This window comes from Lentzea sp., from assembly GCF_035525475.1.
GTDB lineage: Bacteria > Actinomycetota > Actinomycetes > Mycobacteriales > Pseudonocardiaceae > Lentzea.
Genome location: NZ_DATLEC010000119.1, coordinates 1 through 19,062 on the forward strand (window position 1 = coordinate 1; position 19,062 = coordinate 19,062).

Consider the following 19,062-nt stretch of genomic DNA (forward strand, 5'->3'; position numbering starts at 1 on the left):
ATCCGGCCGGTGGCAACCGGCGACGAGCCGGACGAGGCGGTGCTGCTCCGGCACGAGGAACGGTTCTGGAAGCGCATGGCCGCCTCGGCGGGGCTGGGTGATCTGTCGCTGCGCGGTCGCCGGAGGCTCGTAGCCACGGCGACGTTGTGCGTTGCCCGCGACGGTGGCCATGCCGCGGAAATCCTGGGACGGCTGCGCTGGCCATCGCCTCCCGAACGCGACGCGGTCGCGAGCTGGCTGGGCGCACTGCACCCGTCGGACCGCGGCTTCTGGAGCCCGTTGAGACCGGATCGGGTGGGCGAGTACCTCGTGGGACTTGCCCTGGACGATGAGCCGACCCTGCTCGAGCAACTCCTGCCGACGGCCGATCCAGAGGAGTCACGGGGTGCGCTGCACGTGCTGGCCAGGTCGGCGAGCCACCAGCACCACGTCGCTGGCCTGCTCGAACAGGTGATCACGGCCAACCCGTCGAGACTCGCCCCGGTCGCAGTCGGTGTGGCGACCGCCGTGGAACGTCCTGAACCGCTGCACCGCGCCCTCGCCATCGTGGCAGAGGAGGCAGAGGACGATCTGGTGCTGCTCGAACAGGTCTACGACGCGGTGCCCGACCACAGCCAGACCCTCGCGGTGTGGGCGGCGGAACTCGCCGGTCGAATAGCCGAACTCGTGTCGCTCGACGTGCAGACCGGTGCGAAGGAGATCGGAGACCTCGCCGCCGCTCTGACGCGCCAAGCCTTCCGGTTGGACCTGGCAGGACATCCGGAGTTCGCGCTACCGAGGTACGAGACGTCGGTGCGGATCTACGACCAGCTGGCGCGGCACACACCCGGACGGTACGAGACCGACCTGGCCACGTCGATCGAGGGGTACGCCCATCAGCTCTATGCGGCGGGAGAGCGGAAGAAGGCGGCGGAAACGATAGAACGCGCCGTCGAGCTTCGCCGCGAGCACGCCGACTCCGCGGAGGAACGCAGGCTGCTCGCCGACACGTTGACGGGGTACGGCAACCACCTGTCGGCGAGCGGCCAATTCAGGCAGGCCGTGACGATCACCCAGGAAGCGGTGGACCTCTACCGCACGCTGCCGGACGCCGTGCGGGCCACGAGCGATCGCCAGTACGCCTCCGCGTTGATGACGCACGCGATCGCATTGCAGGAGAACGGCCGCATCGTCCATGCCGTCGACGCCATGCGTCACGCGGTCGCCGCATTCCGAAGCATGACGAAGCGGTTTCCGGACGCCCATCGGTCCGACCTCGCCGCGGCGCTCGCGAACTTCGCGGTGCTGCTCGCGGATGCGGAGCAGCTGCACGAGGCGCTGGCTCGCGCGGAGGAATCCGTCGGGCACTACGAGGAACTGGCGGTCGCACTGCCTGGAGCGCACGAGGCCAACCACGCCGCCGCACTGCACTGCCTCGCAAGCAGACTCGCCGACTTGGAGCAGTGGCCAGAAGCGGCGCAGCGCGCCGAACAGGCCGTGGCCCTGCTCGAAGTCGTGACAGCCCATGGGGATGAGCACAGCCTGGAACTGGGTACGGCGCTCGACATGTGGGCCATCGCGCTGTCGGAGTGCAAGCGCACGGACGAGGCCGTGGGAGCTGGACGCCGTTCGGTGGACGTGTTGCGTTCGCTGAACGACGACATCGCGGTTCGTGTGCAGCTCGGCACCACGCTGCGCAACTTCGCCGAGGTACTCCGTGAGGCAGGTCGGGCAGCCGAGGCGAGCCCGTACTCGGCCGAAGCGGTGGAACTGTGGCAGGCGCTGGCCGCAGAAGCACCTGGAGTGCTCGAGGACGAACTGCGGCTGGCGCTGCTCGTGCACGACGGAGTCGTCGCGGAACTGAGCGGCGCCGGCGGCCATGGCCTGGCAGAACCCCCATTTAGTTGACTCGCAGGGAGCGCCCCGACTCCTGCGCCGCAGGGCGCCTTGTGCAAGCGTGGATCGTGGCCGTAGCAATCCGGTCGCTGAGCTCACAGTGGTTCCTGGGACTGTGCGCACTCGCAACTGAGCGACCGCCACGCCGATCCCGGCGGGCGCTTAAGCTGGCGATCATGACGAAGCGCCGGTGGACGGCCGATGACCTTCCCGACCTGACCGGGCGCACCGTCGTGGTGACCGGCGCGGCCAGCGGCGTGGGCCGCGGCACGGCGGCCGCGTTCGCCGCGGCAGGAGCGCGCACGGTGCTCGCGGTGCGCGACGTCGCCGCCGGTGAGCGGGCGGCGGCTGCCATGTCCGGCACGACCGAAGTCCGTGAGCTGGACCTGGCGAACCTCGCGTCGGTGCGTGCGTTCGCCGGAGGCTGGCAGGGTCGCCTCGACGTTCTCGTCAACAACGCCGGGGTGGCGATGACCCCGCACGGGCGCACGGCGGACGGGTTCGAGCTGCAGTTCGGCACCAACCACCTCGGCCACTTCGCTCTGACCAACCTGTTGCTGCCTTCGATCACCGACCGTGTGGTGACCGTGGCCTCTGGTGCGCACAAGGCGGGCGTGCTCGATCTCGACGACCTCGACTTCGCCCGGTCCGGCTACACGCCGGTGAAGGCCTACGGCCGGTCGAAGCTGGCGAACCTGCTGTTCACCCTGGAACTGGAGCGGCGCTGCCGCGAGGTCGGGTCGTCCGTGCGCGCGCTGTCCTCGCATCCCGGCTACACGGCGAGCAACCTGGGGACCAAGGGGCGCAACGCGCACCTGGTGAAGGTCGTGCACTTGGCCGGGCGCTATCTCGCGCAGACCGAGGCGCAGGGCGCGCTGCCGTCGTTGTACGCGGCGACTCAGGATCTGCCGGGTGCCGGCTACGTCGGTCCTGATGGGCGATTTGAGCTGCACGGGCATCCTGCGCTGGTCGGACGGTCGGCGGCGGCCAGTGACCCGGTGCTGGCGCGGCAGCTGTGGGAGGCGTCGGAGCGGCTCACCGGGGTGACGTTCCCGCTGGTCGCGGAACCCCGGCCTGGCGCCTGACGAACATGTTCGCTACGATCGCGTTATGAGTCCGCGCCGCACCCCTGTCGGCCGTCGTGATCGACCCGCGAAGACGCCCTTGAGCCGGGCCGGGTTGGTCTCGGTGGCGCTGCGCATCATGCGCGAGGAGGGGTTGGAGCGGGTCACGATGCGGCGCTTGGCCGCGGAGCTCGACACCGGCCCGGCGTCCTTGTACGTCTACGTGCGCAACACCGCCGAGCTGCACGGTGCCCTGCTCGACGAGCTCGTCGCCGACCTGTCGTCGCCGGAGACTGCGCAGAGCGAGTGGCGAGAGCAGCTGATCGGTCTGATGTGCGCCTACACCGAGCTGTTGTTCGCGCATCCGAGCCTGGCGCGCTCGGTGCTGTTGCTGCGTCCTTCCGGGCCGCATTACCTGCGGTTGATCGACGAGGTCCTTCGGCTGTTGCTGGCCGGGGGCATGCCGTCGCGTCAGGCGGCGTGGGGCGTGGACCTGCTGTTGCAGCAGGCCACGGCGACCGCGGCGGAGCAGGGCAGCCGGGACGAGGCGGTGGAGGCGGGCGGCGAGGAGGAAGACCTCGCCCTCGCGGTCAGCGAGGCGACCTCGGAGACCTACCCGCACCTGGTCCGCGTTCGCGACGAGATCATGTCCGGCACCGGTGAGCAGCGGCTGCGATGGGCGTTCACGACGATCATCGACGGGCTGAGCCACACCCGCTGAGCCACACCCGCTGAGCCGCTACCCGTTGGTTTGACCCAGCGCGGGTTCATGTCGTGCGGCCGTCGCGAACGCGTTCGTTACAAACATGTTCGAAAACGCAGCAATCTCGGAGGAGCCATGCACAACATCACCATCATCGGAGCGGGCCTGGGCGGACTGACCCTGGCCCGGGTCCTGCACGTCCACGGCATCGCGTCGACCATCTACGAGTCGGAGGAGTCGCCGTCCGCTCGCACTCAGGGCGGGATGCTCGACATCCACGACCACAACGGGCAGGTCGCCCTGCGCGAGGCCGGCTTGTTCGACGAGTTCCAGGCGATCATCCACCCCGGCGGCCAGGCGATGCGCATCCTCGACAGGCACAACACCGTCCTGCGGGAGGAGTCCGACGAGCACGGCGAGGGCGGCCGGCCGGAGGTGGACCGGCCTCGCCTGCGGCAGATCCTGCTCGACTCGCTGCCCGAGGGCACCATCAAGTGGGGCAAGAAGGTCGTCGGCGCGCGCCCGGTCGGCGACGGGCGGCACGAGATGTCTTTCGCTGACGGCAAGAGCGTTATCGCTGACGTGCTGGTCGGTGCGGACGGTGCGTGGTCGCGGGTGCGGCCGCTTCTGTCGGAGGCTGTGCCGCAGTACACCGGCATGTCGTTCATCGAGGTCGATCTGTCCGACGCGGACACACGGCATCCCGGCCCTGCCGAGGTCGTCGGCGGCGGCATGCTGTTCGCCCTGGCGCCCGGCAAGGGGTTCCTGGCGCACCGCGAACCGGACGGCAGCCTGCACGTCTACATCGCGCTGCGGACCGCGGAAGACTGGATCGACGGCGTTGACTGGACTGACGTCGACAAGGGCAAGGCCGTGTTGCTGGAGCAGTTCGCCGACTGGGCACCGGAACTGAAGGCGCTCATCACCGAGGCGGACGGCGCCCTGGTCCCTCGCGCCATCAACGCGCTGCCGGTCGGGCACCGGTGGCAGCGGGTTCCCGGCGTCACGTTGCTGGGCGACGCGGCGCACGTCATGTCGCCGTTCGCCGGGGAGGGGGCGAACCTGGCCATGTTCGACGGTTCCGAACTGGGCAAGGCCATCGCCGCCCACCCAGGTGACATCGAGGCGGCTCTGGCCGCGTACGAGAAGGACCTGTTCGTGCGCAGCGAGGAGATCGCCGGGGAATCCGCCGCGAACCTGGTCCTCCTCTTCGACGACAAAGCACCGCAGAGCCTGCTCGACCTGTTCGCCGCCTTCGGCACCGAAGTCCACTGAGGACCGCCGCCATGACCACGCTCCACACGTCCACGGAAGCACGACCCGGTCTGACGGTGACCACGCGCCAAGCCGGGCAGGGCAACCCGGTGGTGCTGCTGCACGGCGCCGCGGGCCCGGACAGCACCACCACCCTGCTCGGCCACCTCGCCGCAGGCCACCGAGTCGTGGCCCCGACCCACCCCGGCTGGGACGGCACCGACCGGCCGGAGGAACTGGACAGCGTCGCCGATCTCGCCGCTGCCTACCTCGACCTGCTCGCGCGGCAGGAACTCGACGAGGTGACGGTGATCGGCGTTTCGTTCGGCGGATGGGTCGCTGCCGAGATGGCCGCCTCCGGCCGCGCCCGGCGCATCGGCCGGCTGGTCCTGATCGACTCCATCGGTCCGCGACTGCCTGGGCACGAGCCGACGATGCCCAGCGGTCCACCGTCCGCTGTGGACGGAGCGGCGAGGCAGGGGCCACCGCCGGGCAACATGGCCGCGTTCCGCGCTTACAGCGGCGCCGCGTTGAGCGATCCGACTCTGCTCGATCGGGTACGCGGGCTGCAGATCCCGGCTCTGCTGGTGTGGGGCGAGAACGACACCGTCGTCACACCGGAGTTCGGCCGGCTCTACGCCGAAGCCTTTCCCCGCGGCCGCTTCGTGCTGATTCCCGGCGGCGGACACCTGCCGATGCGCGAGGCGCCGGAAGCGACCTTCGCCGCGATCGACGAGTTCCTGGCGGCCACAGCCGTGTCCGCCTCCGCACCGAATTCTCCTCAACAGCACCAGAACGGGAGTCATCCGTGATCACCATCGCCGTCGTCCTCGCCAGCACCCGACCGGGCCGCCGGGGGGAAGCCGTCGCGCAGTGGGTCCTCGACCACGCCGGCCGGCGCGAGGACGCCACGTTCGAACTGGTCGACCTCGCCGCTGTCGACCTCCCGCACCTCGACGAGCCGCTGCCGCCGGCCACCGGGCGCTACACCTTGCAGCACACGCTCGACTGGGCCGCCACCGTCGCCGGGTACGACGGCTTTCTCTTCGTCACCCCCGAGTACAACCACTCCTACCCAGGAGCGCTCAAGAACGCACTCGACCGCGTCAATGCCGAATGGCACAACAAGGCAGCAGCGTTCGTCTCCTACGGTTTCGACGGTGGCGTCCGGGCCGTCGAAGCCCTGCGGCCGGTCGTCAGCGCCCTGCAGGTGGCCGATGTCGCCGCTCAAGTCGCGCTCAGCATGCACCACGACTTCACCGGCTTCACGGACTTCACGCCCGGCCCGCACCAGACCCAGGCGCTGACCCTGACCCTCGACCAGCTGGTCGCCTGGTCCACCGCCCTGGCCGCCCTGCGCGTGTGACGAAGTCCCCCTCGACAACTGGGGTGCCCCTCCGCTTATGATCGAGCTCCAAGTGGAGGGACACCCCAGTTATGCGCAGAGTCGAGTACGACCACTTCGGCGGCCCCGAAGTGCTGCACGTCAGCGAGGTCCCGGTGCCGACCGCGGGGCCCGGACAGGTCTTGGTCGAGGTGCTGTCGGCCGGCGTCGGCGGTGGGGAGACGGCCATCCGGGCGGGGAAGCTGCGCCGGGTGATGCGGCTGAGGTTCCCGCAGGGGACCGGGAACGAGTTCGCCGGACGGGTCGCCGCCGTGGGGGCGGGCGTCAGGTATCGCGTCGGGGACCTGGTGTGGGGTCTGATGCCGCACGGCACGTTCGGTGCCATCGCGGAACAGGTGGTCGTGCCGCAGGACCGGCTCGCCGCGCTGCCCGCGGGCCTGGACCCCGCGACGGCCGGGGCGATGCCCGTCAGCGGCACCACCGCGATCACCGCGCTGGAGGAGAAGGCCCGGTTGCGTCCTGGGGAACGGCTGCTCGTCCGCGGGGCCACCGGCGGGGTCGGCAGCATCGCCGTGCAGCTCGGGCGGTACCTGGGAGCCCACGTCACGGCGATGGCCGGTCAGCGCAACCTGGAGTGGGTCCGTGAGCTCGGTGCGGACGCCGCGCTGGACTACCGGACGACCCGGCCCGGTGATCTGGAGCCCTTCGACGTGATCGTCGACCTGGTGGGCACGGACCTGCCGGCCTACCGGCGGCGGCTGACCCGCGGCGGCCGCATGGTCGCTCTGGCCATCGCTCCCGACGCCGTGGCGAGATCGGTCGCCGCGACGGTGTTCGGCAGGGTCCTGCGACGCCCGATCCTGTCCTTCAGCAACAACCCGTCCGCGCACACCATCGCGCGGCTCACCGAACTGGTGGAGGCGGGGGCGGTCAGGCCGGTGCTGGACCGGGCGTTCCCGATGGAGGAGATCGCCGACGTGCACCGCCTGCTGGAAGCCGGTGGGGTGCGGGGCAAGTACGTGATCGCGCCGTAGAGTTCGGGACATGCGAGCGGACGCGCGGCGCAACTACGAGATGATCCTGGCGGCGGCCGAGGCCGAGATCGCGCTGTCCGGCGCGGACGCCTCGCTGGAGAAGATCGCCCGCGACGCCGGGGTCGGCTCCGCCACGCTGCACCGGCACTTCCCGACCCGGCAGGCGTTGCTCGAGGCGGTCTTCCACGACCGCGTCGAGGTGTTGTGCGCCAAGGCCCGTGAGCTGGCGACGGCGGCGGACCACGGGCAGGCGCTGGTGGAGTGGTTGCGCGACCTGGCGGTCTACGGGGCGACCACGCGCGGTCTGGCCGAGTCGCTGCTGCACACGTCCGCGTCGAGCGAGTGCGAGGTCATGCTGCGCGATGCCGGCGGCGAGCTGATGCGCCTGGCTCACCAGGCGGACGCGGTCCGTGGCGGCGTCGGCATCGACGACCTGCTGACGCTGGTCACCGCGGTCTCACTGGCCACCGGGAACGCGGACGACGCCGCCCGGCTCGCCACGCTGGCCCTGGAGGGGATTCGCCCGGTGGGCGAGAAGCCGTCCCCGAGCCGGTGAACGACACCGCGGGCCGCCGTTCGTCCGGCGGCCCGCGGGAGACCGGTCACCCGACCGCGACCGGGTGCAGCCAGCAGGCCACCGAACGGCTGTTCGTGCTCTGCCCCAACAACGGTGCGCGCTTGTCGCAGACGTCCATGGCGCGAGGGCACCGCGGGTGGAACGCGCAGCCGCTCGGCATCATCCGGAGATCGGGTGGTGAGCCGGGAATGCCCGTCAGCTCCCGCTTCTCGCCCTTCAGCGCGGGGAACGACCGCAGCAGGCCGTCGCTGTAGGGGTGCAGGGGCGAGCGGTAGAGATCAGCCGACACCGCCTCCTCGACGACCTGGCCCGCGTACATGATCGCGATCCGGTCCGAGAACTCGGCCAGCAGCGACAGGTCGTGCGTGATGAACACGACCGAGAACCCCAGGCGTTCACGGAGCTCCACGAGCGTGCGCAGGATCTGCCGCTGCACCACCACGTCCAGCGCGGTGGTCGGCTCGTCCATGATCACCACCCGCGGTTCCAGCGCGAGCGCCATCGCGATCATCACCCGCTGCCGCATCCCGCCGGAGAGCTGGTGCGGGTAGCCGTGCAGCCGGTCGGTCGCGATGCCGACCAGCTCCAGCAGTTCGCGCGCCCTGTCCTGCCGGGCACGCGGCGACGTCCCGGGGGAGTGCGCCTTGATCACGTCCACCAGCTGGGTGGAGATCCGCTGCACGGGGTTGAGCGAGTTGATCGCACCCTGGAAGACGATGGCGATCTCCGACCACCGCAGCCTCCGCAGGTCCGCGTCGCGGATCCGCAACAGGTCGACGGTCGTGCCGTCGTCCAGGTGGTACAGCACCTCGCCACCCGCGACCACCCCCGGCGGCGGCAGCAGGCGGGTCATCCCGTAGGCCAGAGTGGACTTCCCGCTGCCCGACTCCCCTGCGAGACCGAGCACCTCGCCGCGGTGCAGCGTCAGGTCCACGTCGCGCACCGCGCGCACCGACTCGGGGCCGACGCCGTAGTCGACGTCCAGTCCGCGCACCTCGAGAATGCGTTCCTTCATGACGTCTCCTTGACCAGCACCGGATCCTTGGCGAGCACCGGGGTGAAGCCGACGCGCATCCGCACACCGCGCAGCGGGGAACGGGTGCGCAGGCGCGGGTTGACGTACTCGTCGATGCCGAAGTTGACCAGCGACAACGACGTGCCGAGCAGTGCGATCGCGAGTCCGGCGGGCACGAACCACCACCACGCCCCCTGGGCCAGTGCCTGCTGGGACTGGGCCCAGTACAGCACCGTGCCCCAGTTCCAGCCGCCGGCGTCGGAGACGCCGATGAACGCCAGCGTGATCTCGGAGACGACCGCGAACAGCACCGTGCCCACGAAGCCGGACGCGATGACGGCCGTCAGGTTCGGCAGGATCTCGAACAGGACGATGCGCCACGTAGCCTCCCCGTTCGCCCGCGCCGCCTCCACGTAGTCGCGCCTGCGCAACGACAGCGTCTGCGCGCGGAGCACCCGTGCGTTCCACGCCCACGACGTCAGCCCGATCACCAGCGCGATCGTGAGGTTGCTGGTCTCCGGCAGCGACGACGTGATGATGACGATCAACGGCAGCGCCGGGATCACCAGGAACACGTTCGACAGCGCGGAAAGCCCCTCCGCCGCCGACCCGCTGAGGTAGCCGGCGGTGATCCCGATCAGCACCGACAGCACCGTCGCGACGACACCCGCGACCGCGCCGACCAGCACGACGCTGCGGGTCCCGACCAGCACCTGGCTGAAGATGTCCTGGCCCAGGTGGGTGGTGCCGAACCAGTGCTCCGCCGACGGTGGCCGCAACAGCGCGTCGCTGCGCGCCGACGGGTCGAACGGCGCGAGCCACGGGCCGGCCACCGCCAGCACGGCGAACACCCCCAGCGCCACCAGACCGGTGAGCGCCTTGCGGTTGGTGCGCATCAACCCTCCCTGCGGGTGCGCGGGTCCAGCGCGAGGTAGGCGACGTCCGCGAGGAGGTTCGCCAGCAGCACGGACAGCGTGATGATGAGGAAGATGCCCTGCAGGAGCGGGTAGTCCTTGGCGCCGACCGCCTGGAACAGCTGCAGGCCGAGACCGGGGTAGGAGAACACGATCTCCACCAGCAGCGTGCCACCGACGATGAACCCGAGCGCCAGGGCGAAGCCCGACACGTTGGGCAGCAACGCGTTGCGGGCGGCGTAGGCGAGCATCACCCTGCGTTCGGACAGGCCCTTGGCGTGCGCGACGGTGACGTAGTCGTCCGACGACACGGTCACCATCATGTTGCGCATGCTGAGGATCCAGCCGCTGACCGACGACACCAGGATCGTCAGTCCCGGCAGCAGGGCGTGCCGCACGGAGCTGCCGATGAACTGCCAGTCCCAGTTCGGCACCAGGCCGATCTCGTAGGCGCCCGACGCGGGGAAGAAGCTGCCGGGACCGGTGAGCAGCGCGATGGCCACCAGGCCCAGCCAGAAGTACGGGATGGACGAGACGAACGTCGTGACCGGGATCAACGAGTCCGCCCACGTGCCGCGCCGCCAGCCCACCACCGCGCCCGCCGCGGTGCCGAGCAGGAACCCGATGACGGTCGTGACGCCGACCAGCCCGACGGTCCACGGCAGCCCGTCGCCGATCACGTCCGACACCGGGCTGGGGAAGAACGTGAACGACAGCCCGAGGTCGCCCCGGAAGAGCTGGCCGAGGTAGGAGAAGTACTGGCTCGCCAGGCTCTCGTTCCTGTCCAGTCCGAAGAGGACGTACAACGACCTGACGGCCTCGCTCGTCATCTGCCCGCGCTGCTTGGTGATCAGCGCCTGCACCGGGTCGCCGGGGATCATCCTCGGCACGAAGAAGTTGATCGTGATCGCCGCCCACGCGGTGAGCAGGTAGAAGCCGAACCGCTTGAGGAGGTAGCTCACGGCTCCTCCCGGTACAGCCAGCACGCCGCGAAGTGCCCGTCGCCGAGCTCGAAGCGCGGCGGGCGGTCCACGCGGCAGGCGTCCATCGCGAACGGGCAGCGCGGGTGGAACCGGCACCCCGCCGGCGGGGCGATCAGGCTCGGCGGCTCACCCGCGCCGCCGTCCTTCTCGTCCACCGCCGGCCGGTCGGGGTCCGGTGCCGACTCGATCAGCAGCTGCGTGTACGGGTGCGCCGGTCGCTGCGTGACGGTCTCGCTGTCACCGCCTTCGACCACCTGCCCCGCGTACATCACCACCGTCTCGTCCGCGAAGTACCGCGCGGACGCGATGTCGTGCGTGATGTACAGGATCGACAGGTGCAGCCGCTCCTTCAGGTCGCGCAACAGGTTCAGCACACCGAGCCGGATCGAGACGTCCAGCATGGACACCGGCTCGTCGGCGAGCAGCACCTCGGGGCTCGCGGCCAGCGCCCGCGCGATCGCCACGCGCTGCCGCTGCCCGCCGGAGAGCTCGTGCGGGTACCTGTCGAGGTACCGCTCCGCCGGTGTCAGGTGCACGCGGGTCAGCAGGTCCGCGAGCGACGTCTCCAGGTCGTCGCCGCGGTTGCCGTGGATGGTCAGCGCCCTGGTCAGGTGGTAGCGGATGGTGTGCACGGGGTTGAGGGAGGCGAACGGGTCCTGGAAGATCATCTGGACCTGTCGGCAGTACGCGCGGAACCGCCGCCCGTGCAGCCATCCCCGTTGCACGGCGACGGGATGGCCGTGGAGCCGGATCTCGCCGGACGACAACGGGTACAGCTGGGCGAGCAGCCGTGCGACCGTCGACTTGCCCGACCCCGACTCCCCGACGAGCGCGGTGACGCTGCCCCTGCGCAGCTGGAGCGACACCCCCTCGACCGCGTGCACCGCCTTCTTCGCCCGCGACAGCGGTGTCCGGACGGGGAAGTGCTTGGTGAGGCCGTCGGCCTCCAGGACGATCTCGGTGGAGACCGGCCTGGAGACCGCCGGCGCCGCCTCGGCCGTCACGAGGCGGGCCTCAGCTTCATGACGATGTCGAGTGCGTTCTCCAGCGTGGGCTGGACCGGCGCGTACTGGTCCTGCTCGCTCGGCCAGCCCACCCAGTTCTTGGTGCTGTACTGGCCACCGCCGTTGGCCGCCGAGGTGATGATGACCGGCATGTCCTGGACGAAGATCTTCTGCAGCTCCTGCAGCGCGGCGTTGCGGACGGACTCGTCGGCGGCGTTCGCGAAGTCGTCCAGTGCCTTGGTGGCGGCGGGGTTCTCGTACCGGCCGTAGTTGCCGTTCACGCCGGACTGCCCGATCGGCTTGTACAGCGCACCGTCCATGATGGACTGATAGATGTCGTAGAGCGTCAGGCCGTTGTTGGTCCAGTGCAGCGCGGCGCCGAAGTCGCCGGTGTCGAGCGCCTTGGTCCACGCGTCGGCGTTCTGCAGGTTCACCGTCGCCGCGATGCCGATCTTGGCGAAGTTGTCCTTGATGATCTCCAGGTCGGTGACGTAGTCCGACCAGCCGGTGGGCACGGTCAGCGTGATCGTGACCGGCTGACCGTCCTTGCCCTTCAGCGTGGTGCCGTCGAAGGTGTAGCCGGCCTCGGTCAGCGCCTTCTTCGCGCCCTCGACGTCGACGGTCATCCTCTTGTCCTTGAACTGCGGGGCGATGAAGGACTCACCGGCGGGCGTGGGGATGCCCGTGATGTTGTCGACCTTCGGGTAGAAGTAGCCCGCCTCGCCCTGGTTGAAGATGTCGTCGCGGTTGACCACCATGTTCGCCGCGCGGCGCAACGCCGGGTCGTCCCACGGCTTGTTCTTGGTGTTGAACCACAGCCCGTGCACGCCGAGCACCGGCGGGAACCACAGCTTGTGGTTCTGCGGGTCCTTGCTGGTGTAGGCGGCCTGGTAGTTGGGGATGAACGTGAAGCTCCACTCGGCCGCGCCGGTGGCGAGCGCGTTGGTCTGCGCGTTGTTGTCGCTGTAGGAGGTGTAGCGCAGCTCCTTGACCTTCGGGAGCTCCTGCCAGTACTTGTCCCTGATCGCCAGCGTGACGGCCTGCGGCGTGAAGGACTTCAGCGTGTACGGGCCGCTGCCGATCGGTTCCTTCAGCGTCTCGGTCGTCGGGTTGGCGAAGGTCGACCACTGGTGCTTGGGCACCACGAACTGCTCGAGGATCTTCTTCTGGTTGACGAACTGGGACTTCGGGAAGCCGACCGTCACCTCGTTGCCGGAGAACGAGATGTCCTGGTACGGGACGCCTTCGATGTTGAGGCCCGGGTTCTTCTTGAGCAGCTCGAAGGTGTACGCCACGTCTTCGGCCGTCAGCGGCTTGCCGTCGGACCACGTGACGCCGTCGCGGATGGTGAGCGACAGCGTGTGGAAGTTGTCCGACCAGGCGAACTTCGTCGCCAGCCAGGGCTTCGGCTGGTCTGTCACCTTGACCTCGTTGACCATGGCGAGCGGTTCGAAGAGCAACCGCCGGTAGCCGAGCGACGAGGACGCCGACGAGTTGAGGAAGGGGTTGTTGTTCTCCGTTTGCGGTCCGTTCGGCATGCCCACGTTCAGCACACCGGCGGAGTTGCCCGCACTACCGGGATTTGTGGCCGAACACGCACCCGTGAAGGCCAGGGCGGTCGCGGCGACGGCAGCGCAAACACGCCTCATTCTCATGGGAACTCCTTGTTCTCCAACGAAAGCGAGAAGAATCAAGTGAGCGCTTGAGCGAAGTGACCGCGCGTGCCATCGCGGGTGAGGCCGTGGTGGCCCTCTGGTCGCCGTAGAGTAGACGCCTGTCCTCGCGGGCAAGTCAATAACGAAGAGGTCACGAACCGAGGCTTATTTTTAGGCTCGAACTAACCTCGGCGCTCATGGTGCGTGCTCGAGCGACTGTGCGGGACCTTCGGCGGCAGAACCGGTCGGTGCTGCTCTCGGCGCTCTTCCTCGACGGGCCGCTGAGCCGTCAGCAGCTCAGCGCCGGCACCGGGCTGAGCGCCGCGACGGCCAGCACGATCACCGGTGAGCTGCTGGACGAGGGTCTGGTGGCCGAGGCCGGCTCGGTCGAGTCCGACGGCGGCAGGCCACGCGTGCTGCTGCGGGTCAACCCGGTGTTCGGGCACGTCATCGGCGTCGACGTCGGCGAGACGGGGATCAAGGTCGAGCTGTTCGACCTCGCCATGGCCAAGCTGTCCGCTGTGGACCTGCGTCTCGCGGCGATGGAGCCGGAGCCGGTCAGCGCGCTGATCGCGGCAGGGGTCGGTGAGGTGCTGGCCGCGTCGGGCGTGGCGGCGTCCTCGGTGCTCGGCGTCGGGGTCGGCGTGCCCGGCACGGTCGAGCAGGGGACCTCGGCGGTCGTGCACGCGCAGACCATCGGCTGGGACGCCGTGCCGCTCGAGAAGATGATCCGCTCCGCAGGGGTCGAACCACCGCTGTTCGTCGAGAACGGCGCGAAGACCCAGGGCCAGGCCGAGATGTGGTTCGGCGCGGGCCGCGGCGCCCGTCACGCGGTGATCGCGCTGGTCGGTTCCGGTGTCGGGATCGCCGTCGTGTCCGGTGGCGTGGTGCAGCGCGGAGCGACCAGCAACGCGGGGGAGTGGGGGCACACCACGATCGTCTACGGCGGCCGGCCGTGCCGGTGCGGGTCACGCGGGTGCCTGGAGGCGTACGCCGGTGCGGAGGCCATGCTCGGCCGGTACCGGGAAGCGTTGGGCGGCAAGGAGTCCGCGCTCGACGAGCAGTCCGCGTTGGGCGCCCTGCTGTCGTCGCGGTCGGCCGTCGCCCGCCGGGTGGTGGCGGAGTCCGTGGGCTACCTGGGCGCTGGGATCGCGAACCTCGTGAACCTCTTCAACCCCGAACGCGTCGTCCTCGGCGGGTGGGCGGGACTCGCGCTCGGTGCGGGGAAGCTGGACGAGATCGTCGCCGCCACCGCCGAGCACGCCCTGCGCCACCCGTTCGGCCAGGTGCGCATCGAGCTGGGCCGGACCGGTCCGGACGCGGTGGCGGTCGGCGCGGCGACGTTGCCGCTCGCGGTGCTGCTGGAGACGGGCGCGGATCCCCGCTCCGTCCGCGGTCTCGGGTGAGAAGGGACCTCCCGGCTCATTGACAGCGGTGTCGCCGAGCCGTGACTCTTTGGAGAGCGCTCTCCAAGGAGGTTCAGGTGCCCGACGACCACGAGCTGGCCCGCCTGGTCGGCAAGCTCGACCTGCGAGCCAAGGTGCGGCTGCTGGCAGGGGGCTCGGTGTGGCGCGGCAGCGCGGAGCCGGCCATCGGACTGCGCGCCCTGACGTTCTCCGACGGGCCGGCGGGTGTGCGCGGGCCCGGCTGGGACGAACGCCGCACGTCACTGGCCCTGCCGTCGCCGACAGCGCTGGCCGCGACCTGGGACGAGGAGCTGGTGGAACGGCTGGGTGGGCTGCTGGCGGCCGAGTCCCGGCGCAAGGGCGTGGACGTGCTCCTGGCCCCGGTGCTGAACCTGCACCGCACGCCCTACGGCGGCAGGCACTTCGAGTGCTTCTCCGAGGACCCGCTGCTCACCGCCCGGCTCGGCGTCGCCTACGTGCGGGGTGTGCAGGCCGGCGGTGTCGCGGCCGCCCCGAAGCACTTCGTCGCCAACGAGACCGAGACCGACCGGCTGACCCACGACGTGCAGGTCGGCGAACGTGCCCTCCGCGAGCTCTACCTGGCGCCGTTCGAGGCGGTGGTGCGAGCGGGCGCGTGGGCGGTGATGTCGGCCTACAACAGCGTGAACGGCCATTCGATGTCGGAGAGCCCGCTGCTCACGACACCTCTGAAGGACGAGTGGGGCTTCGACGGCGTGGTGGTGTCGGACTGGGGAGCGGTGCGCTCGACCGTCGCGTCGGCGTCGTCCGGGCAGGACCTGTCGATGCCGGGTCCGTGGGGCCCGTGGGGTGATCTCCTGGTCGACGCCGTCGAGGCGGGGGAGGTGGCGGAGACCGCGGTCGACGAGAAGGTGCTCCGGCTGCTGCGGCTGGCCGCGCGGGTCGGGGCGCTGGACGGCCTGGGCACGTCGCTGCCTGCACGAACCGCCGACACGGCCCTGCTGCGCGAGGCGGTCTCCGCGAGCACGGTCCTCCTGCGCAACAACGGGATCCTCCCGCTCGGCCCCGCGGACCGGATCGCGGTGCTCGGCCCCGGCGCCGCCTCCCCGCGCGTCCAGGGCGGCGGCAGTTCCGGCCTCTACCCGGCGGCCGAGAGTTCGTTGCTCAGCGCGCTCTCCGCCGTCGCGGAGGTCGAGCACGCGCCCGGCGTCCGCATCGACGACCGCCCGACCCCGGTGGGGGCTCCGGTCCTGGTGCGCGTGCTCGGCGCCGGCGACGAGGTGTTGTTCCGCGAGGACCGCCTCACCGGCCGGATCCTGGAGACCGAAGAGGTGCCCGGCGCCGAGGTCCTCGAGATCAGCACCACCCTGCACGTCACCACGACCGGTCCGTGGCGGCTCGCCGTCGCGGGATACGGCCGGCTCACCCTCGACGCCGGCGGAATCCGCGTGATCGACGTCGTGCAGCCCGTCGACACCGACGACCCGGCCGTGAAGCACCTCCGTCCTCCCCACCACGTCGCGGAGGTGCTGCTCACCGAGGGGACCGAGGTCGAACTGGTCGCCCGGCGAGACCTGGGCGAGGACAGCGGAATGGCCTCGATGCTGGCCGCGGACCCGCCGCCGTCGTGCCCGAGCGAGGACCTCGCCGCCGCGGTCGAGGCGGCACGCCGGTGCGACGTCGCCGTGGTCGTGGTCAGCACGACCGACGCGATCGAGGGCGAAGGGCGCGACCGGCACACCCTCGCGTTGCCGGGCGAGCAGGACGCGCTGGTCAGCGCGGTGTGCGAGGCGAACCCGAACACCGTCGTCGTGGTCAACTCGGGTGGTCCGGTGCTGCTGCCGTGGCGCGAGGACGCCGCCGCCGTGCTGGTGACGTGGTTTCCCGGCCAGGAAGGCGGAACCGGGCTCGCGGACGTGCTCCTCGGTGACCGGGAGCCGGGCGGGCGGCTGCCGACGACGTGGCCGGGGCGGGAGGCCGACGTGCCGGTCGCGGACTTCCTGCCGGAGGCGGGATCGCTGTCGTACCGCGAAGGACTCGACATCGGGTACCGCGCATGGGCCGCGAACCGCACCGCGCCCGCGTACTGGTTCGGCCACGGCCTCGGCTACACCACTTGGGAGTACGAGGAAGCGCGAGTCGAACGCGACGTGGTCCGGGTGCGCCTGCGCAACACGGGAGGCCGTCGCGGGCGGGAGGTCGTGCAGGTCTACCTGTCGCGGCCGGACAGCGCCGTCACGAGACCCGAACGGTGGCTGGCCGGCTTCGCGACCGTCACCGCGGAGCCGGGTGAGGCGGTCGAGGCCCTGGTCGCGGTGCCGGAGCGGTCGATCAGCCACTGGGCGGGGGAGTGGGTGGTCGAGCCGGGTGCGTTCACCGTGCTCATCGGCCCGAACGCGGGCGACACACCGCTGCGCCTCACGTCGGAGAACGCTCTCCGGCCGTGGTAGAACGGATCATGACCAAGGCGACCCTCGAGGACGTGGCGCGGGTCGCCGGCGTGTCCCGCGCGACCGTCTCGCGCGTCGTGAACGGCACGCGCAACGTCGACCCGCAGATCGCGGACACGGTGCGCAACGCCATCGAGCTGACCGGGTACACGCCCAACCGCGCGGCGCGCTCGCTCGTCACCCGGCGAGCCGGCACGGTGGCGCTGGTCATCTCGGGTGCGGGCGGGGGATCGGACGTGTTCGTCGACCCGTTCTTCGGCCGCGTCACCGCTGGCGTCGTCGACTTCCTGCGCACGCGGGGTGTCCACCCGGTGCTGATGCTCGCGGACTCCGACCACTCCAGGGCCGAGGTGGTGGAGTTCCTGCGGCAGGGCAGCGCGGACGGAGCGTTGCTGGTGACCACGCACGCCGCGGACACCTTGCCCGCCAAGCTGCTGGAGGCCGGGGTCCTCGCCGTGCTCTACGCGCGGCCGGGCACGCCGATGCCGGTCAGCTACGTGGACCTCGACCACCAGGCGGGCGGCAGGCTCGCGGCCGGGCGGCTGGTCGAGATCGGCTGCACGCACGTCGCCGCGATCTCGGGACCGCTGAACGTGCCCGCCAGCCAGGACAGGCTCACCGGCTTTCGGGAAGCCTTGGCGCGCAACGGGTTCCCGTACGTCCCGACCGTCGAGGGCGGGTTCACCGCGGCCAGCGGCGAGGCGGCGATGACGCGGCTGCTCACCGAGTACCCCGAGGTGGACGGCGTGTTCGCGGCCAACGACCTGATGGCGCAGGGCGCTGTGGACGTGCTGCTGGAGCACGGGCTGCGCGTTCCCGGCGACGTGGCCGTGGTCGGGTTCGACGACAGCGCGCCCGCCCTGCTGTGCCGCCCGCCGCTGACGACGATTCGCCAGCCGGTCGAGGAGATGGCGGCGAAGATGGCTGAAATGCTGCTGAGCAGCCTGGACTTCCCCGAGCAGCGCCCGAGGTCGGTCATCTTCGAACCGGAACTCGTCCTCCGCGCGTCCGCATGATTGACCTGTTCGACACCACGCGTTAATCTGCGGGAGAGCGCTCTCCCGGCGTCCGGTGCCACGGACGCCACCGTCTCGGGCTCACTCGCCCCAAGGTGTCAGGCAGGATCATGAGCTCTCCCCTGTCCAGGGCCGTCGCGTCAGCGGCCGCGGCCCTGTGTCTCGTGACCACGGCAACCGCACTCACCTCAGCCCCGGCCGGCGCCGCCGAGTGCGGGGCCACCAACGTCGCACTCAACAAGCCGGCCACGGCGTCCTCCACCGAGAACGGCGGCACTCCTGCGTCCGCTGCCGTGGACGGCAACGCGGGTACGCGGTGGTCGTCGCAGTTCTCGGACCCGCAGTGGATTCAGGTGGATCTGGGTTCCACGCAGCAGGTGTGTCGTGTCTCCCTGGCGTGGGAGGGCGCGTATGGCAGGGCGTTTCAGGTGCAGGTGACTGACAATGCCGCGGATTCGGCGTCGTGGCGCAGTGTGTACTCGACCACGACCGGTGCGGGTGGTACGCAGACGCTCGATGTCAGCGGTTCGGGCCGGTATGTGCGGGTGCTGGGTACGCAGCGCGGTACCGGTTATGGCTATTCGTTGTGGGAGTTGAGCGTCAACACCGAGGACGGTTCGACGGGCATTCCGTCGACTGATCCGCGCAACCCGGATTTCGGTCCCAACGTGTACGTCTATGGGCCGGGGTCGTCGCAGGCGGAGATGCAGTCGAGGCTGGACTCGATCTCGGCGCAGATGAGGACGAACCAGTTCGGTCCGCAGCGTCATGCCGTGTTGTTCAAGCCG

At 70.4% G+C, this 19,062-nt stretch carries 17 protein-coding genes; 12 read left to right on the forward strand and 5 right to left on the reverse strand.

What is annotated here, in order from left to right:
• From VM306_RS20660 to VM306_RS20695, 8 genes are all read left to right on the forward strand, one after another.
• A partial coding sequence (locus VM306_RS20660; RefSeq protein ID WP_325517467.1) for a tetratricopeptide repeat protein occupies positions 1-1,887 on the forward strand: 1,887 nt, incomplete at its 5' end.
• 164 nt (positions 1,888-2,051) lie between these two features.
• Positions 2,052-2,960 carry an oxidoreductase gene (locus VM306_RS20665; protein WP_325517469.1) on the forward strand — a complete coding sequence of 303 codons (909 nt, stop codon included), beginning with the start codon at positions 2,052-2,054 and terminating at the stop codon, positions 2,958-2,960.
• A gap of 25 nt (positions 2,961-2,985) precedes the next feature.
• The gene (locus tag VM306_RS20670; RefSeq protein WP_325517471.1) at positions 2,986-3,660 is read left to right on the forward strand and encodes a TetR/AcrR family transcriptional regulator; all 675 of its coding nucleotides are present in this window, start codon (positions 2,986-2,988) and stop codon (positions 3,658-3,660) included.
• A gap of 117 nt (positions 3,661-3,777) precedes the next feature.
• Entirely contained in the window at positions 3,778-4,917 is a 1,140-nt protein-coding gene (locus tag VM306_RS20675) for an NAD(P)/FAD-dependent oxidoreductase (RefSeq protein WP_325517474.1), read from the forward strand.
• 11 nt (positions 4,918-4,928) lie between these two features.
• Complete coding sequence (locus VM306_RS20680) at positions 4,929-5,708, forward strand: alpha/beta hydrolase (protein ID WP_325517478.1); 780 nt, start codon at positions 4,929-4,931, stop codon at positions 5,706-5,708.
• Positions 5,705-6,262: an NAD(P)H-dependent oxidoreductase gene (locus VM306_RS20685; RefSeq protein WP_325517481.1), complete on the forward strand. Its 558-nt coding sequence runs from the start codon at positions 5,705-5,707 to the stop codon at positions 6,260-6,262. Before VM306_RS20680 ends, VM306_RS20685 begins: the two co-directional genes overlap by 4 nt.
• 71 nt (positions 6,263-6,333) lie before the next feature.
• Positions 6,334-7,275, forward strand: coding sequence for an NAD(P)-dependent alcohol dehydrogenase (locus VM306_RS20690; protein WP_325517484.1), 942 nt, complete (start codon positions 6,334-6,336; stop codon positions 7,273-7,275).
• A gap of 10 nt (positions 7,276-7,285) precedes the next feature.
• Positions 7,286-7,831: a helix-turn-helix domain-containing protein gene (locus tag VM306_RS20695; RefSeq protein WP_325517487.1), complete on the forward strand. Its 546-nt coding sequence runs from the start codon at positions 7,286-7,288 to the stop codon at positions 7,829-7,831.
• Between the two features lie 46 nt (positions 7,832-7,877).
• Here VM306_RS20695 and VM306_RS20700 read toward each other — a convergent pair whose 3' ends face one another.
• The 5 genes from VM306_RS20700 to VM306_RS20725 are packed head-to-tail and all read right to left on the reverse strand — an operon-like array spanning position 7,878 to position 13,417.
• Positions 7,878-8,867, reverse strand: a complete 990-nt coding sequence (locus VM306_RS20700) for an ABC transporter ATP-binding protein (RefSeq protein WP_325517490.1) — start codon at positions 8,865-8,867, stop codon at positions 7,878-7,880.
• Entirely contained in the window at positions 8,864-9,763 is a 900-nt protein-coding gene (locus VM306_RS20705) for an ABC transporter permease (protein ID WP_325517494.1), read from the reverse strand. Before VM306_RS20705 ends, VM306_RS20700 begins: the two co-directional genes overlap by 4 nt.
• Positions 9,763-10,743 carry an ABC transporter permease gene (locus tag VM306_RS20710; RefSeq protein WP_325517496.1) on the reverse strand — a complete coding sequence of 327 codons (981 nt, stop codon included), beginning with the start codon at positions 10,741-10,743 and terminating at the stop codon, positions 9,763-9,765. The genes VM306_RS20705 and VM306_RS20710 overlap by 1 nt, the downstream gene beginning before the upstream one ends.
• Positions 10,740-11,768, reverse strand: a complete 1,029-nt coding sequence (locus VM306_RS41280) for an ABC transporter ATP-binding protein (RefSeq protein ID WP_349255704.1) — start codon at positions 11,766-11,768, stop codon at positions 10,740-10,742. Before VM306_RS41280 ends, VM306_RS20710 begins: the two co-directional genes overlap by 4 nt.
• Positions 11,765-13,417 carry an ABC transporter substrate-binding protein gene (locus VM306_RS20725; protein ID WP_325517498.1) on the reverse strand — a complete coding sequence of 551 codons (1,653 nt, stop codon included), beginning with the start codon at positions 13,415-13,417 and terminating at the stop codon, positions 11,765-11,767. The genes VM306_RS41280 and VM306_RS20725 overlap by 4 nt, the downstream gene beginning before the upstream one ends.
• Before the next feature lie 203 nt (positions 13,418-13,620).
• Here VM306_RS20725 and VM306_RS20730 point away from each other — a divergent pair, with 203 nt between their 5' ends.
• From VM306_RS20730 to VM306_RS20745, 4 genes are all read left to right on the forward strand, one after another.
• The gene (locus VM306_RS20730) at positions 13,621-14,829 is read left to right on the forward strand and encodes an ROK family transcriptional regulator (RefSeq protein WP_325517500.1); all 1,209 of its coding nucleotides are present in this window, start codon (positions 13,621-13,623) and stop codon (positions 14,827-14,829) included.
• Between the two features lie 77 nt (positions 14,830-14,906).
• A complete protein-coding gene (locus VM306_RS20735) occupies positions 14,907-17,258 on the forward strand; it encodes a glycoside hydrolase family 3 C-terminal domain-containing protein (RefSeq protein WP_325517502.1) in 2,352 nt (783 codons plus the stop codon).
• An 8-nt stretch (positions 17,259-17,266) separates the two neighbouring features.
• Positions 17,267-18,274 (forward strand): LacI family DNA-binding transcriptional regulator, encoded by a 1,008-nt coding sequence (locus VM306_RS20740; RefSeq protein WP_325517504.1) that lies wholly within the window; start codon positions 17,267-17,269, stop codon positions 18,272-18,274.
• Between the two features lie 164 nt (positions 18,275-18,438).
• On the forward strand, positions 18,439-19,062 hold a 624-nt coding region (locus tag VM306_RS20745), incomplete at its 3' end, for a discoidin domain-containing protein (RefSeq protein ID WP_414672422.1).